Annotated in this window: 11 protein-coding genes and 1 pseudogene; 8 read left to right on the top strand and 4 right to left on the bottom strand. The window is 71.9% G+C overall.

What is annotated here, in order from left to right; genetic code table 11:
- Positions 1 to 159: 159 nt before the first annotated feature.
- From ACZ4VK_RS14655 to ACZ4VK_RS14645, 3 genes are all read left to right on the top strand, one after another.
- Positions 160 to 447 (top strand): DUF2530 domain-containing protein, encoded by a 288-nt coding sequence (locus tag ACZ4VK_RS14655; RefSeq protein ID WP_468352178.1) that lies wholly within the window; start codon positions 160 to 162, stop codon positions 445 to 447.
- A 198-nt stretch (positions 448 to 645) separates the two neighbouring features.
- Complete coding sequence (locus ACZ4VK_RS14650) at positions 646 to 3,057, top strand: HAD-IC family P-type ATPase (RefSeq protein ID WP_468352176.1); 2,412 nt, start codon at positions 646 to 648, stop codon at positions 3,055 to 3,057.
- A 74-nt stretch (positions 3,058 to 3,131) separates the two neighbouring features.
- Positions 3,132 to 3,464: a hypothetical protein gene (locus ACZ4VK_RS14645; protein ID WP_468352174.1), complete on the top strand. Its 333-nt coding sequence runs from the start codon at positions 3,132 to 3,134 to the stop codon at positions 3,462 to 3,464.
- A gap of 1,072 nt (positions 3,465 to 4,536) precedes the next feature.
- Here ACZ4VK_RS14645 and ACZ4VK_RS14640 read toward each other — a convergent pair.
- Together ACZ4VK_RS14640 and ACZ4VK_RS14635 are read right to left on the bottom strand one after the other, a co-directional pair.
- Complete coding sequence (locus ACZ4VK_RS14640) at positions 4,537 to 5,433, bottom strand: hypothetical protein (RefSeq protein ID WP_468352172.1); 897 nt, start codon at positions 5,431 to 5,433, stop codon at positions 4,537 to 4,539.
- Between the two features lie 296 nt (positions 5,434 to 5,729).
- The gene (locus ACZ4VK_RS14635; RefSeq protein WP_468352170.1) at positions 5,730 to 7,055 is read right to left on the bottom strand and encodes a tetratricopeptide repeat protein; all 1,326 of its coding nucleotides are present in this window, start codon (positions 7,053 to 7,055) and stop codon (positions 5,730 to 5,732) included.
- A gap of 301 nt (positions 7,056 to 7,356) precedes the next feature.
- On the opposite strand from ACZ4VK_RS14635, the gene ACZ4VK_RS14630 reads away from it, so the two are divergent.
- The 3 genes and pseudogenes from ACZ4VK_RS14630 (at position 7,357) to tgmC (ending at position 8,941) form a co-directional block, all read left to right on the top strand.
- Positions 7,357 to 7,578, top strand: coding sequence for a hypothetical protein (locus tag ACZ4VK_RS14630; protein WP_468352168.1), 222 nt, complete (start codon positions 7,357 to 7,359; stop codon positions 7,576 to 7,578).
- A gap of 80 nt (positions 7,579 to 7,658) precedes the next feature.
- Positions 7,659 to 7,817: pseudogene (locus tag ACZ4VK_RS14625) on the top strand (ATP-grasp ribosomal peptide maturase); the annotation flags it as partial.
- Positions 7,814 to 8,941 (top strand): ATP-grasp peptide maturase system methyltransferase, encoded by a 1,128-nt coding sequence (gene tgmC / locus ACZ4VK_RS14620; protein WP_468352166.1) that lies wholly within the window; start codon positions 7,814 to 7,816, stop codon positions 8,939 to 8,941. The pseudogene ACZ4VK_RS14625 and the gene tgmC, both read left to right, overlap by 4 nt.
- 1,036 nt (positions 8,942 to 9,977) lie before the next feature.
- On the opposite strand, the gene ACZ4VK_RS14615 is transcribed toward tgmC, so the two are convergent.
- Positions 9,978 to 11,090 (bottom strand): alkene reductase, encoded by a 1,113-nt coding sequence (locus tag ACZ4VK_RS14615; RefSeq protein WP_468352164.1) that lies wholly within the window; start codon positions 11,088 to 11,090, stop codon positions 9,978 to 9,980.
- 108 nt (positions 11,091 to 11,198) lie between these two features.
- Between ACZ4VK_RS14615 and ACZ4VK_RS14610 the strand changes: the two genes are divergently transcribed.
- Both ACZ4VK_RS14610 and ACZ4VK_RS14605 read left to right on the top strand, forming a co-directional pair.
- Positions 11,199 to 11,552, top strand: coding sequence for an ArsR/SmtB family transcription factor (locus tag ACZ4VK_RS14610; protein WP_468352162.1), 354 nt, complete (start codon positions 11,199 to 11,201; stop codon positions 11,550 to 11,552).
- Positions 11,553 to 11,683: 131 nt separating this feature from the next.
- Complete coding sequence (locus tag ACZ4VK_RS14605; protein ID WP_468352160.1) at positions 11,684 to 12,133, top strand: SRPBCC family protein; 450 nt, start codon at positions 11,684 to 11,686, stop codon at positions 12,131 to 12,133.
- Between the two features lie 20 nt (positions 12,134 to 12,153).
- On the opposite strand, the gene ACZ4VK_RS14600 is transcribed toward ACZ4VK_RS14605, so the two are convergent.
- Positions 12,154 to 15,297, bottom strand: a complete 3,144-nt coding sequence (locus ACZ4VK_RS14600) for a sacsin N-terminal ATP-binding-like domain-containing protein (RefSeq protein WP_468352158.1) — start codon at positions 15,295 to 15,297, stop codon at positions 12,154 to 12,156.
- Positions 15,298 to 15,597: the final 300 nt, after the last annotated feature.

The raw sequence follows: 15,597 nt of genomic DNA, 5'->3' as shown, positions 1-15,597 counted from the left end.
GGAGCGGAGAAGTCCGTTTTAAAGGGATCTTTTGGCGGTTCATACGAAGGAAACCCGCCAGAGGCAAACCGTTTCAGTATGAACACATGAGCGAGCCAGCGTCTATCTCCGCGCGTAGACCATGCGTGGGTACGATTTCGCGCCACCTAGACTGGCCCCATGGCGAAGTGGACACCGAAGCACGAGGCACCCGAGCCCCTCGAAGGGCCCGTCGTCGCCACCATCACCGGCGGAACGATCCTGTGGTTCGTCCTCTTCGTCGTCCAGGTCCCCTTCTACGGCTGGTTCGACGACCGGGACCTCACCTGGTGGGTGTGGACCTGCCTGGCCGGCGCGGGCCTCGGCCTGATCGGCATCTGGTACGTACGGAAGAGGGACGCGGCGATCAAGCGGCACGAGGCGGCGGCACGGACGGCGGGGCCGGACGCCCAGGCGCACGGGGCGTAGCCCGGAGACCCGGCGCCCGAGGCCGCCCGGCGCCCGAGAGCCGGCGCCCGAGACCCGGCGTCCGAGGCCCAACCCCTGAGACCAGCCCCCGAATCGCCCCGGCCGCGTAGCACCCGGGGACCATTCCCCTCCTCCCCCGGTCTGATCTTCGCCTTCCCCGGCAGGTGAACGCCCCGTTCCGGTCGTACCGTCGAAAACATGACTCAGCGGGCGAAGATCGACACGGACGGCAGTGAGACCGAGGCGGCCCGCCCGCCCGTCGTGCACCGCGCCGCCGGGCTCACCTCGGCCGAGGTAGCCGAGCGCGTCGCGCGCGGCGAGGTCAACGACGTACCGGTACGGAGCTCCCGCTCGGCGACCGACATCGTCCGCGCCAACGTCCTCACCCGCTTCAACGCGATCATCGGCGTCCTCTGGGTGATCATGTTCTTCGTCGCCCCGATCCAGGACAGCCTCTTCGGCTTCGTGATCATCGCCAACACCGGCATCGGCATCATCCAGGAACTCCGCGCCAAGAAGACCCTCGACGGACTCGCCGTCATCGGCGAAGCCAAGCCGACCGTCCGCAGGGACGGCGTGACCGCCGAACTCTCCACCTCCGAGATCGTCCTCGGCGACCTCATCGAACTCGGCCCCGGCGACAAGGTCGTCGTCGACGGCGAGGTCGCCGAGGCCGACAGCCTGGAGATCGACGAGTCCCTCCTCACCGGCGAGGCCGACCCGGTCGTCAAGAAACCCGGCGACCCGATGATGTCCGGCTCGTTCGTCGTCGCCGGCGGAGGCGCCTTCACCGCCACCAAGGTCGGCCGCGAGGCGTACGCGGCGCAGCTCGCCGAGGAGGCCTCCCGCTTCACGCTCGTCCACTCCGAGCTGCGCTCCGGCATCTCCACGATCCTCAAGTACGTGACGTGGATGATGGTCCCGACGGCGATCGGGCTGATCATCAGCCAGCTCGTCGCCAAGGACAACAACTTCAAGGACTCCGTCGCCCGCACGGTCGGCGGCATCGTCCCGATGATCCCCGAGGGCCTCGTCCTGCTCACCTCGGTCGCCTTCGCCATCGGAGTCGTACGCCTGGGCCGCAAGCAGTGCCTGGTGCAGGAGCTGCCCGCCATCGAGGGGCTCGCCCGCGTCGACGTCGTCTGCCTGGACAAGACGGGCACGCTCACCGAGGGCGGCATGGACGTCACGGAGCTCCGTCCCCTCAACGGCGGCGACGAGACGTACGTACGGAAGGTGCTCGGCGCCCTCGGCGACTCCGACCCGCGCCCGAACGCCTCCCTGCAGGCCATCATCGAGGCGTACCCGGACACGGTGGAGTGGCGGTGCACGCAGGCACTGCCGTTCTCCTCGGCCCGCAAGTACAGCGGGGCGTCCTTCAGCGAGGGCGACGGCGAGAACTCCACCTGGCTCCTGGGCGCCCCCGACGTGCTGCTCGCGGCCGACGACCCGACCCTGAGCGAGATCGACCACCTGAACGAACAGGGCCTGCGGGTCCTCCTCCTCGCCCGTACGGCACACGAACTCGACGACCCGGAGGTCGCCACCGACGCCCGCCCCACGGCGCTCGTCGTCCTGGAACAACGCCTCCGCCCCGACGCCGCCGACACCCTCGCCTACTTCGCCGACCAGAACGTCGCGACCAAGGTCATCTCGGGCGACAACGCGGTCTCGGTCGGCGCCGTCGCCGCGAAGCTGGACATGGCCGGCGCGGCGAACACGGTGGACGCCCGCACCCTCCCGACCGACCGGGAGGAGATGGCGAAGGTCCTCGACGAGAACGCGGTCTTCGGACGGGTCAACCCGCAGCAGAAGCGGGACATGGTGGCGGCGCTCCAGTCCCACGGCCACACCGTCGCCATGACGGGCGACGGCGTCAACGACGTCCTGGCCCTGAAGGACGCCGACATCGGCGTCTCGATGGGCTCGGGCTCGGAGGCGACGAAGGCGGTCGCGCAGATCGTCCTCCTGAACAACAGCTTCGCGACGCTGCCGTCGGTGGTGGCGGAGGGGCGCCGGGTCATCGGCAACATCACGAGGGTCGCCACCCTCTTCCTCACCAAGACCGTCTACTCGGTCCTCCTGGCGGTCCTGGTGGTGGTCTCCCAGGTCGAGTACCCCTTCCTCCCCCGCCACCTCACCCTCCTCTCCACCCTCACCATCGGCGTCCCGGCCTTCTTCCTCGCACTCGCCCCCAACAAGGAACGGGCCAAGCCGAACTTCGTACGGCGGGTCATGCGGTACGCGATCCCCGGCGGCGTCATCGCGGCGGCGGCCACCTTCACCACGTACCTCCTCGCCCGCCACCACTACCGCGGCGAAGGCGCCCTGGAAGCGGAGACGAGCGCGGCGACCCTCACCCTCTTCCTGGTCTCCATGTGGGTCCTCGCGATCATCGCCCGCCCCTACACCTGGTGGCGCCTCACCCTGGTCGCCACGATGGGCGGCGCCTTCCTCCTGGTCCTGGTCGTCCCCTGGCTCCAGGACTTCTTCGCGCTGAAGCTGGTGGGCACGACGATGCCGTGGGCGGCGGTCGCCATCGCGGCGACGGGAGGCCTGCTCCTGGAGCTCGCGTGGAGGTGGGTGGACCGACGGTTCCCGGCGGGATGAAACTCCGCACCCTCCGGGCGAGATGTCCGTTATCTATGTGAGCACTACATCCAGCACCACGCGGGAGTAAACCGATGCCACGCACGATTCCTGTCACCCTGGCCGCCCTCGTCGGGGCTGCCCTGCTCTCGGCGGGTGCCCCCGCGAGCGCCCACACCACCGAGCCGGCACCCCGCGCGGCGGCGAACGAGCTGAACTGCCGCACGTGGGTCAACGGCTACCGGGGCTTCGCGGACTGCACCAACAACACCAACCGCGCCATCGCTTTCCGAGCGACCATCGTCTGCGGCTGGTGGCCGGACACGTACGGCCAGTGGGTCACGCTGAACCCCGGTCAGCGCGGCACGTCCTCGGGCGAATGCGGAGGCGGTACGGGGGCGGGCAGCGCTTCCTGGGTCGAGGGCTGACCGTCCCTGACCGACCGCGGTTCATCTCTCCGAAGCCCCGGGCCGAAACGGCTCGGGGCTTCGGCCGTGCACGGTTACGGGTGGACGCACCCGGCGACGAGTGAGGCTCTTGGGGCGGTCGTGACTGGCGGGCTTCTGGTGGGACCGCCCTCTTTCCGAGAGTCGCTCCTTCCGGCGGCGCGTCAAGGGCGCTCCCTGCGGTCGCGTCGCTGCGCGATGGCCTCCGGCCACCCTTGACCCACCACCTCCAGGAGCGAAAACACTCTCGGAGGGCGGTCCGGGGGCCGGGGTCACCGGAGCCCCGGGCAGCGGCCGGGGCCGGACGGCGCCTGTCGGGCCGGTGAGTGGGGGCTGGGTTCGTAGCGGGGGTGGGTGGATCCGTCCCCGTCGGTTCGGGGTGCGCGAAAGTGGAATGGGGCAGCCGGACGGCGCTCAGCGTCTTGCGGTCGTGGTCGGCCGGGATTCAGGCCCCGCTGGTCCGTCTGAGTGGGTGGGAAGTCCGCGAAGGAGCACAAGCCGGGGCTAACGTGCTCCTACTCGGGGTAACCAGCCCCAAACAGGCCGAATCAGGGGAGTTACCGCGAGTAGGAGCACGTTAGCCCCCGGACGCACCTCCCCAAGCCCCGCTCCACCCACCGGGGATGACCAGCGGGGCCTGAAGCCCCGCCATCCACGACCGCAAGACGCTTAGCGCCGCCGGGCCGCCCCATTCAACTTCCGCGCACCCCGAGCCGGCCGGGACCGACGCACCCGCCCACGCTGCGAACCAAGCCCCCACCCACCCCGCCGCACCCCACAAACCAACCGGAGCGATGCCCGGCCCTCGCTCTGACCCGCAGGCGCCCACGGAGCGCGACAAAAGTCCCGCCCCCCGCGAGGACCCGTCCCCCGGGCCGCCCTCCGAGAGTCGTTCCGCGCCTTCCGTCACCGGGTCAAGGGTGGCCGCAGGCCATCGCGCAGCGACGCCGAAGGCGCCCTTGACGCGGTGGCGGAAGGTGCGACTCTCGGAAAGAGGGCGGCCGCACCAGAAGCCCCCGAAGCCGGATCACCTTAAGGACCTCGGAAACCCACCTCAGGCGGCGCGGCGGCAGTCGGAACAACCGGCGTCCGGGTCGTGGCTGCGGAAGGCCCGGTCGCACCCGTCGCAGTTGACGAGCGGCGCGGGACCGTCGGTCACGGACGACGGGGGTACGGCGGCTAGCGGGGGCGGCAGGAGCGCGGAGAGCCGGAACTCGACGAACCGGCCCGGATGATGGATGGGCACGTGGGAGGGCGGGAGGGCGGCCGTGAGAGTACGGATCACCTGCTCAGGACTCGCGTCCCTGGCCAGCCACGCGTCGACGCCGGGCGCGAGCCGCACGACGTCCCGCCAGGAGAGCAGCAGCCGGGAGTCGACGGTCCGGAGGCGGGAGAGGATCCCGGCGGCGGGGGTGTGAAGGCCGGAGGCCTTCGGGGCCGGTACGGGCCGGGGTGCGGGATCCGGCGCGGGCCCCGGTCCGGGACCGGTATCGGGCTGTACGGCCATGGGCTCGGGCTCGGGCTCCGGCTGTACGGGCTCTGGCGCGGCGGCTGACCGCCGGCTCCGCCCCGCCCCGCAGCCGGGCTTGTCGTACGACACCGTCCGCGTGGCGAACCGCCCGCCGCCGAGCGCAACCCGCCGCCGCTCCACGTACCCCTCGGCCACCAGTTCGTTGAGTGCCCGCCGGATGGTGATCTCGCCCTCGCGGAACCGCAGGGTGAGCGTCTTGACGGTGACGTCGGCGCCGTCGGGGAGCGACTGGAGGTAGACACCGAGCCCGATGGCGACGGCCGACAGGCGCTGATGCTGGGCGAGATGGTTGCCGACGACGGTGAACCGGTCGGCGTGCCGGTGACGCACGTGGATGACCCCGGAGCGAGGCGCGTCGACGGGAATCTCGAACGGAACGGGGTACGCGGAATCGGCCGCGTTAGACTGCGGATCAGCCATGGGGAAGCGCTACTTCCTACTTGGTCAGGCCCTCGCCAGGATGCCAGTCCTGTCGGGGGCCAACTTGTCATATGCCGCTATTACGGCTGACCGTAGCGCACGCGCAACCCCACCTGTTCGCGTACCGGACGCTCTTCACCCGATCGTGTGGCGAGGGGAGTTGGGGGACGGAGGGGGTGGGTTGGAAGAGTCCTCTCCCGTTAATTACAGGGCGTCGAGCAGAACCGGGACGCGCGATGGCACGACCCGGTGAGGGCGGATGTCAGCGCGGGTGGGCCTCCCGATAGCGGTTCGGCTCAGGTGCTCATGGGGCGAGCGCGTTCGAGTACCTCGCGCGCGTGGGCGTTGCCCAGGTGAGGCCGAAGGACGGAGACCATGGTCTTCACCCGGTCGTCGCAGCGGCCGGACTGCACATGCGGGTAGTCGTCCAGCACGCGGTTCCAGTCGGCGCACGCCTCCTCCAGACGCCCGAGCTCGAGTTTCCGCTCTGCAAGCATGGCGTTGTACCGCACCCGCGTGCGGCGGTAGACGGGCTCTCTCAGCCGATCGGCCAGCTCCAGCGACTCGATCGCACCGGAGACGTCGCCGAGTTCGTAGCGAACCTGCCCCACGTGGTAGTTGAGCGCGGACGGGTCGTAGGACCCGAAGGCCTTCGCCCTCGACTCCGCCCTGTCCATGGCCCGCTCGGCCTCCTGGATGCGCAGCAGGGCCCCGATACGGTCACCGGTCTGCGCGGCGGCGTGGGCCTGCTGCCCCGCGAGGAACGCGAACATGCGGGGGCCGGCCTGCGGGGCGGCCGCAGCTGCGGCGTCGGCCAGGCGCACGGCGAGAGGCCCGTGCCCGAGGTCCACGGCCTGCACGCTCATCCCACGCAGGGTGGTGCAGTAGGTCAGGTGATCACCAGCCGCGCCGGCCAGCTCGAGCGCCTTGGTGTAGTACCGCTGGGCCAGTCCGTCCTTCCGCTCGTCCATCGCCATGTACCCGGTGAGGTAACAGTGATCGGCTGCCGCAGAGCGCAGGGCGTTCTTCACGGCGTCCGAGGCGGTCGCCCGGAGCGCGGGAACAATGGTGTTCACGAGAAAGGCCGCCGCCATGGGACGGGCCATCCGACCACCGAACTTGTCGTCCAGATCGCTGACATGCTCGGTCATGGCGATGATCGCCTCGACCTCCGGATGCCCGATCCGCGTGTGGGGGTCGGCCTGCACCCTCCCCAGCCGGTCCCGCACGTCGGGCCACCCGGGAATGGACGCGGCGGCCGAGAAGACTCCGGCACCGAGCACCCCCCTGCGCGATGGGTCCATGTCCGCACTCCCGAGGTCGGCCAGACCCGCCACGGTATCCGGTGCGTCCTCGGACAGGCCGGACGCAGGGGCGAACCCGGCGGCGTGCGCGCTGACGGGACGGCCAAGCCTGCGAGCGAGAGCCTCCAGGATCAGTGGGCGGACCGGCTTCCGGGGGAGAGTACCTGCCAGCCAATGGGCCACTGCGGATTCGTCGTACTGGAACGGGAGGCCGACCTCGGACCCCACACGGGCGATGGCACGGATGAACTGCCCTCGCGACCAGCCGGTTTCCTCGAAGAGTGCGGCCAAGTCGATGTTCGGCGTACGCACCTTCATGGCTGCCCCCTGAACTTTCACGGCTTTCACGGCCCGCTGCCTCTCCCACAGTACTCACGGTGGGTGTCAACGAGTTGACTCAGCATCACATCGATCGACCGAGGCTGTTCCCGGTCGGAGAGGAGCGGGCAATGAGCGCGCCACACCTGCCTCGCAGAACGCCCGGGTCCAGCGGAAGGACGTACATCGCGTCCGAGCCGGCCCCTGGCGCCCCAAGCCGGGCGCTCCGCATGCGCGCGGCTGTCGGCTGGGTGAAGTTCATGCGCCGGGCCGAGGCCGATGACCTGAGCGCGGCGAAGACGTGAACCCGGTCGGGCCCGACGGCTACGAGCAGCACCCCTTGCTGCACAGCCGAGTCCGTGACATCGCCAGCAAGGGGGAGGGCGAACTGACGGCCGTCACCCACGAACTACACGGTGACGGCCGGACCGTCCGCGTCGCCCACATCCGGCCGGCGAACGGCGTCGAGTGGACCACCTCGGCCGACAACATCCAGGCCGCGCTCCAACCCGTCAAGCACTGACCCAACCCCCCTTGGAGTACCCCTTGTTCCACCACACGGACCGACTCCCGACCGGAACGCCCCCGCCCATGGGCCACGCCACCCCCGTCTTCGGTGCGTTCGACTTCGCCGTGGACCGGGCGGGGGCATGGTGGTTCCTGGAGTGCAACCCCTCCGGGCAGTGGGCGTGGATGGAACCGGAGACGGGACTGCCCATGGTCGCGGCCATGGCCGACCTTCTGGAACGGAAGACGACATGAGCGAGGACGAGACCCTTCGGCGGAATCTGGCCGACCGGCTCGCCGCCGACGGTCACCTCCGTTCAGGCCGATGGCGTCGGGCCGTGCTCGACACGCCCCGCCACGAGTTCCTGCGCGGCGGCTACTTCCGGCGGGTCGACGGCGACGGCCCCACCGGCTGGGAGCCGGTCATGCCGGACGATCCGGCGTGGCTCCCGGCCGCGTACTCGGACGAATCGCTGGTGACCCAGATCGCGGGGACGATCGCCCCCGGCGACATCCGGGGCCGGATCCTCCGGACCCCGACCAGCTCCAGCACCATGCCCGGCCTGGTCCTCCGGATGCTCGAAGACCTCCGCGTGCGCGACGGCATGCGGGTCCTGGAGATCGGCACCGGGAGCGGGTACTCGACGGCCCTCCTCTGCCACCGGCTCGGCGACGACCTGGTGACCTCCGTGGAGGTCGACGAGGACGTGTCCGTTCGGGCCCGCGCCGCCCTCGGCGTCACCGGGCACCTGCCACGGCTGGTCGTCGGGGACGGTCTGGCCGGGGATCCGGGCGGGGGCCCGTACGACCGGATCGTGGCCGCCTGCGGAGTTCTGCGGATCCCCCCGGCCTGGCTCGCCCAGACCAGACCCGGCGGCCAGATCCTGGCGACGGTGTGCGGCTGGATGTACTCCTCCGAACTCGCCCGCCTCACCGTCGAGAGCGACGGCACCGCTCACGGCCGGCTCCTCGGCGGCCAGGTCTCCTTCATGCTGGCCCGGCCCCACCTCCCGCCGCCCGTGGGGGTGCTCCCCAACCTCGACGACGGCGAAGAGCGCGAGTCCGCCCTCGGCCCCGACGTCCTGGACGACTGGACCACCCGGTTCGTCGCCCAGCTCGCCGCCCCGCGCGCCCAGCTTGTCCGGATCGCCGTGGACGGCGGCGAGACCAGGCCCGTACTCCTCGACGTCGAGACCGGGTCGTGGGCCGCCCTCCGCCACGACGGCAAACGCTGGACCGTCCGCCAGGGCGGCCCGGACCACCTGTGGAGCCGGATCGAGGATCACGTGTCCCGCTGGCAGCGGGCCGGTTCACCGACCCTCGACCGCTTCCGGATCACAGTCACTCCGGACGCGCAGTCCATCACCTGGCCGAGTTGATCGGCGAACGGAAGGAGTAGGGCGGCGCGTCCGGCACCCGGTGAGGCCGAAGGTCCTTGGGGTGGTCGTGTCCGGTGGGCTTCTGGTGGGACCGCCCTCTTTCCGAGAGTCGCTCCTGGAGGCGGCGCGTCAAGGGCGCTCCTTCGTCGCGTCGGCTTCGCCGATTCCGCTGCGCTCCACCCTTGACCCACCACCTCCAGGAGCGAAAGACCTCTCGGAGGGCGGTCCGGGGGCCGGAGTCACCGGAGCCCCGGGCAGTGACCGGGGCCGGAGGGCGGCCATGGGGCCGGTGGGTGGGGGCTGGGTTCGTAGCCGGGGTGGGTGCGTCCGTCCCGGTCGGTTCCCGGTGCGCGGTTGTTGAATGGGGCAGTGGGCTCCGGCTCAGCGGGCGCGCGTACCGGATGGCCGGGCTTCAGGCCCCGCTGGTCATTCCCGGTGGTCGGAAGGCCGAGAAGAAGCGAGAGCCGGGGCTAACGTGCTCCTACTCGCGGTAACCAGCCCCCAAGAGGCCGGATCAGGGGAAGTTACTGGGAGTACGAGCACCTTAGCCCCGCACCCGCGGCCGGAGACACCTCACCACCCAGCCAGACAGACCAGCGGGGCCTGAAGCCCCACCAGTCCACGACCGCACGACGCTGAGCGCCGCAGGGCCACCCCAATCCACTTCCGCGCACCCCCGGCCGGCGGAGACTGAACCACCGGCTCCGGCCACTGGCCAAGCCCCCACCCACCCCGCCGCACCCCACAAACCAACCGGAGCGATGCCCGGCCCTGCTCTGACGCGCGGGCGCCCACGGCGAGTTGAACGCCACCGCCCCCCGCGTGGACCCGTCCCCCGGGCCGCCCTCCGAGAGTCGTTGCGCGCCTTCCGGCGCCGGGTCAAGGGTGGGCGCAGCCCATCGCGCAGCGACGCCGAAGGCGCCCTTGACGCGGTGGCGGAAGGTGCGAATCTCGGAAAGAGGGCGGCCGCACCAGAAGCCTTCACCGACCCTCCGCCCCAGGGCGTACCGCAGTGCGGGCAGGTGTGGTCGTGGGCTCAGACCGTCTCCAGGAAGGGGTAGTCCGTGTAGCCTTCCGCGCCCGGTGCGTAGAAGAGTTCCGGCCTCGGCTCGTTCTCGGGGTGTCCGCCCTGCCAGCGTTCCACCAGGTCGGGGTTGGCGATCAGGGCTCGGCCCACCACCACGGCGTCGGCATGGTCGGCCTCTATCCGCCGCATCGCGTCCTCGCGGGTGGTCTGGCCCCCGAGGAAACCGCTGTTGACGAGCAGCCTGCCGTCGAAGCGCTGCCGCAGCTCCTGCACCAGCTCGCCGCCCGGCTCCGCGTGCAGCACGGAGAGGTAGGCCAGGCCCAGCGGACGCAGCTGGTCCACCAGGGCGCCGTAGGTGGCCAGGACGTCGTCCCGGTCGGTCTCGAAGGTGTCCCCGATACCGATCTCCGGGGAGATCCGCAGCCCGACCCGCTCGGCTCCGACGGCCTCCGCGACGGCTGTGACCACCTCGGCGACGAAGCGGGCGCGGTTCTGCGGCGAGCCGCCGTATTCATCGGTGCGCTGATTGGCCGCCGGGGAGAGGAACTCGTGGAGCAGGTAGCCGTTGGCACCGTGGATCTCCACGCCGTCCGCTCCCGCCTCGATGGACCTGCGGGCCGCCGCGACGAAGCCCTCCAGGGCCGTCCGGGTCTCGGCGGCGGTCATCGCTTCCGGCACGGGGTAGGGCTGTTCCCCCTTCTCCGTGTACGTCGTGCCGTCGATGGCGATCGCGCTGGGGGCGAGGACGCGACGGCCGCCGTTGATGTCGGGGTGGGTGGCACGGCCGCCGTGCATGATCTGCAGGAAGACGCGGCCGCCCTCGGCGTGCACCGCCTCGAACACCCGCCGCCAGCCCGCCGCCTGCTCGTCGGTGGCGATGCCCGGTGCACCGACCCACCCCTGCGACGCGGGGTCGGGGTAGGTGCCCTCGGTGATGATCAGGCCGACGCTCGCCCGCTGCCGGTAGTACTCGACCATCAGGTCCCCGGGGATGCCGGAGGAGCCGGCCCGGACCCGGGTCAGAGGTGCCATGACGATGCGGTTGGCGAGTTCGGTCTTCCCCAGGGAGACGGGGGAGAAAAGCGACGGGGCGGACGAAAGTTCCGAGACATCCACAGACATGGAGATCCTTAGCGATGCGGGAGGAAGCGGGATGAAGGTCATTCCGCTTCTTCACTGTAGCCCATGTACGCGCGAACGCGAACATGAAGCCGGGCGTACCCTTCCCTCATGGCCAGTCGCACCTCGTCCCCGCTCGTCCACCCCGACATGGACGACGTCGACCTCTTCAAGATCATGAGCGCCCTGGCGGACGAGACCCGGCTCACCATCGTCGTCACCCTCGCCGCCTCACCCGGCCTGGCCTGCAGCGGCTTCAACCGGAACGTCACCGCGTCCGTACTCACCCGCCACTTCCGCGTCCTGCGGGAGGCCGGTGTCATCCGGCAGCACGACGTCGGTACCCGGCGCATCAACACTCTGCGCAAGGAAGAACTGGACCAGCGGTTCCCCGGCCTTATCGACCTCGTCCTCAAGGAGAGCGTCGGCCGGGTGGAGCCCTATACGAACTGTGACAGCGAGTGACGCCTCACAGCGAACCGCTGTAGGCCCCCTCCGTCCGCGTCCTGGCGCTTGCCGTCGCGCCTTGCCGGGGCTCGCTTCGGCGCCCTTCCGCGTGGGATGATTTTGTCGTCATATCTACCCGAGGGGGCGTAATGTCCCGCATCGAAGAGACCATCGACATCGCTCGTAGCCCCGAGGACGTCTTCTCGTACGTGACGGATCCCGCGCACCTCCCGGAGTGGCAGGAAAGCGCCCTCTCCGCGAGCAAGCTCAGTGAGGGTCCGCTCGGAGTCGGTTCCCGTATTCACATGAAGCGCCGCATCGGGCGGCGTGAGATGCCCATGACCATGGAGGTCAGGGAGCTCGTCGCTCCGCGGAGCTGGCGCTTCCATGGCATCGACGGGCCCGTCCGCGGTGACGTCAGGGGCACGATCGAGCCGCTCGACGACGGCCGGCGGTCCCGGCTGACCCTGTCGCTCGACTTCGAGTCGCACGGCATCGGCAAGGTCCTCGTGCCGCTCGTGGTCAAGCCGCACGTCCGGAAGGAGATGCCTCGGAACGAGGAACACCTGAAGGAGCTCATGGAGGCGGGCGCCTCTTAGGGCGCCCCCGTCCCCACGCGTCAGTCGAACCAGCGGTCCCGCGCCAGTTCCGTCGTCCTCGACGGGTCCTCCAGGAGGGCCGCCACCTCGAAGCGGCGGGGCCACTGGCCGGCCGACCAGGCCAGGCCCGCCGCCACGCCTTCCAGGGTGGAGGCGTGGACGACGCCGTCCGGAGTACGGCGCCAGTCGAGTTCCACCCCGCCCGCGTGGAGTTCCTCGTGCTCGACGTACGAGGAGGGCGTCGCGGGTCCGAGGAGGGCGTGGACCGAGGGCGCGACCTCGTGTTCCTCGCCCACCGTCGTGACCTCCGCCTCCACCGCCTCGCTGAGCCGGCGCACCTGGAACAGTTCCGCCAGGTCCGCCGCGTGGGACGGGGACACCGGGAGCAGCGGCAGGCCGCCCGTCAGCGGCAGGAGGTCCGGGGCGTCCGCCACCAGCGCCTCCGAGGCGTCGACCACGACCAGCTCGCCGTCCACCACCGCCCGCAGTTCGTCCGGGAGCGTCACCTGGTCCGGGTCCAGTTCGGCCAGGGCCGTGTACAGGGCGTGGAGTTGCGTGGCCGACACCTCCCGCGACGGATCCGCCAGGCGGGTCAGGAGTTCCGCCGCGCCGCCCGGCTCGTCGAGGAGGGCCGGGACGGACGTGCGGACGCCCAGGGCCCGGAGGACCTGTTCGTCCTCGAAGCCGGTCGCGTCGGCGGAGTCGTACAGGCCGGCGAGGAGGGGGTCCGAGCCCGCCGCGCGCAGTCCCGCCGGGCGGCGGCCGTCCAGGACCGGGTGGTCGCGGAGCCACCACGCGGTGTACGGGCGGACGGTCTCCGTCGTGCCGTCCGGCAGGAGGACCCGTACGGGCTGGGTGAGGGCGTCCCTGAGGGGTGGCTGCGCGAGGAGCGCGAGCGCCTGCGGCCAGGCGTCGTCGGCGACGAGGTCCAGGTCCCGTACGGCCACGATCTCCGTCGCCACCGGCGGTACCGGCGATTCCGGCAGCCGGTCGAGGACGTCCTCGCACCACACGTCGACGGCGTCGAGGAGTCCGGCGTCGTCCGGCTCGGGGTAGTCGCCCTCGCGGGGTTCGACCTCGTCCGGGTCGAGGAGCAGGTCGGTGGCGCGGACGAGGGCGAAGTTCGCGAGGACCCCGCAGGCGGCGAGGGGCTGTTCGCCCCAGCGGGCGGCCAGGTCGGCGTCCACGTGGGCGAGTTCGTCCTCGCGCATGACGGCCGCGAAGGGGGAGCCCGGCAGGACCAGTTCGCTCGCCGGGGAGAGTTCGCCGTCCTCGTCGGGGAGGGCGAGCGCGCCGAGCCAGGGTTCGTCGCCGGGGTCGAGTTCCGCGTCCCTGACCAGGGCGAGGACCGTGTCCGCCAGCTCCTCCGCGTCCAGCGCGTCCTCGTCCCAGATCTCGCCCGCGTCGAGGGAGGCCGCGACCGCCGCCCGTACCTGCGGGGTCGTCAGGACCGCGCGGGGCGTGGCCGGCAGGGCACCCAGCTTCTCCAGGAGCGGGTGGGCGGCGTCGGGGTGGGCGACCTTCAGACCGAGCCGGGTCAGTTCGGCGGGGGTCCGGTCCTGCGGCAGGAGGACCTGGCGGGGGCCGATGGCCGTACGGATCCGGGCCCCCTCCTCCTGATCCGGCGCCGCCAGCGGGACCGGGAGGCCCGACAGGCGGTCCGGGTCGACGCCGGCGAGGGAGTCGTAGAGCCGCCACCACCACGTCGGGGGCCTGTCCACCCCGGCGAGGCGGTCGATCGCCTCGGTCAGGGGTACGCGGCCGATGCCGAGCGTGCGGAGTTCCGGCCGCCGCTCAAGGCCCGCCGGAAGGAGCGTCGGGAAGACCTCGGCGAGGACGTCGACGGTGTCCGCGCCCGCGCCCTCCGCGACCTCGGCCTCGATGGGGCGGAGCGCCGGGAGTTCCTCGGACGGGGCGGCGGGCGCCAGGAACGCGACCCTCGGCAGCCGGTGCAGGATCGCCTCGCGCAGCGCCCCGTCGAGGGGGCCCTTGCCGAGCGGGCCGGGGACGAGGGCGAGCGTGGCCGTCGTCACCGGCCGCCAGTCGGCGAGGAGTTCGGCGTACGCGTCGGCGGCGCGCTGCACGAGGAAGTCGGTGAGCGGCCCGGGCGCCGGGTGCCGCCGCGCGGTGTCCAGCGGGAGGGACGCGATGAGGAGGGCGGGGATGCCGAGCGGCTCGTCGGTGGGCGTGGGGGCGTGCACGACGGGGCTCGTACGGGGGTGCAGCGGGGCGCCCTCGGGGTCCACGGGTACGGCCCAGGTGACGGACCAGTGGGGGCGGAGCCGCTCCTCGACCGGGCGGTCCCTGAGCAGTCCGGCGTCGAGGGGGCCGCCGTGGGAGACGGTCCGCCAGCGGTGGGTGCCGGTGGCGGAGTCGTCGACGCGGACGTAGCCGTCGTCCTCGGAGCGGCGGAGGGTCCGTACCCCTTCCGCCGTCTCGACGACGATCTCGGCGAGGCCGGGGAGCGTGAGGAGCAGGGCGTCGTCGACGGAGGCGAGGAGCCGTTCGGCGAGGTCGCGGGCGGCGGTGTCCCGCAGGGGCAGGACGACGACGGTGTCATAGCCGTCGGGGGCGGTGCCCTCGGCGGGCAGCGGGAGCCGCAGGAGGGGTACGTGGCCGTCGCGGCGGCGCAGTTCGTCGCCGAGGCCGGGGCTGTGGCGGGCGGTCTCGGCGGCGAGTTCGCGGGCCTCGGCGAGGGACCAGCGGACGCCGCCGTGGCGGCCGAGGACGGCGGGTTCGTCGGTGACCGCGAGGACGGCGGCGAAGCCGACGCCGAAGCGGCCGACGGCGCCCTGGGTCTGCTCGCGCTTGGCGGAGGCGCGGAGCGTGGACAGCGATTCGGCGCCGGCGGCGTCCAGCGGGGCGCCGGTGTTGGCGGCGGCGAGGACGGCGGGGCCCTCGTGGTCGGCGGGGTGCAGGGTGAGGCGGAGGCGGCCGGTGACGCCGGCGCGGTGGGCGGCGTCGGCGGCGTTCTGGGCGAGTTCGACGACGAGACGGTCGCGGTAGCCGCCGAGGGCGAGGTCCTCCTCGGCGTTCGCGTCCTCCCTGAACCGTGCGGGGGAGGCGCCCCAGGCGTCGAGCACGCCCCGCCGGAGCCGTGCGGTGCCGAAGGGGTCGGTTCCGTCGGTCGACGTCCGGACGCTGACGCTCACGTCTGACTCCACTCTGCGGGGGCACCCTGCGGGGGGCTCGGTTCGGTTCCGGGACCCTGAGGCCCGGGGCCCGAAGGTACCGCGCGGCGGGGGGCGGGGGTTGCGGGGGCACGGGTGGGGGGCGGGGCGCGCGGGGGCATTCGGCGGGGCGGCGCGGTTACCGGGGGCGGGTTGCCGGTGGCACGGTTGCGGGTTGCCGGTCGCGCCGGTTGCGCGCCATCTGTTCCGCAGGGGGCGTGGGCCCCCCGTACGGAGCCTGGGGGCACAGCCCCGTACGGCACCGCGCCCGGGGTGCGGGTTCAGGCGCGGAAG

The sequence above is a fragment of the Streptomyces sp. NPDC028711 genome (assembly GCF_055565415.1).
The sequence above is the reverse complement of the archived record's forward strand: the minus strand, read 5'-3'. Positions and strand labels throughout refer to the sequence as shown.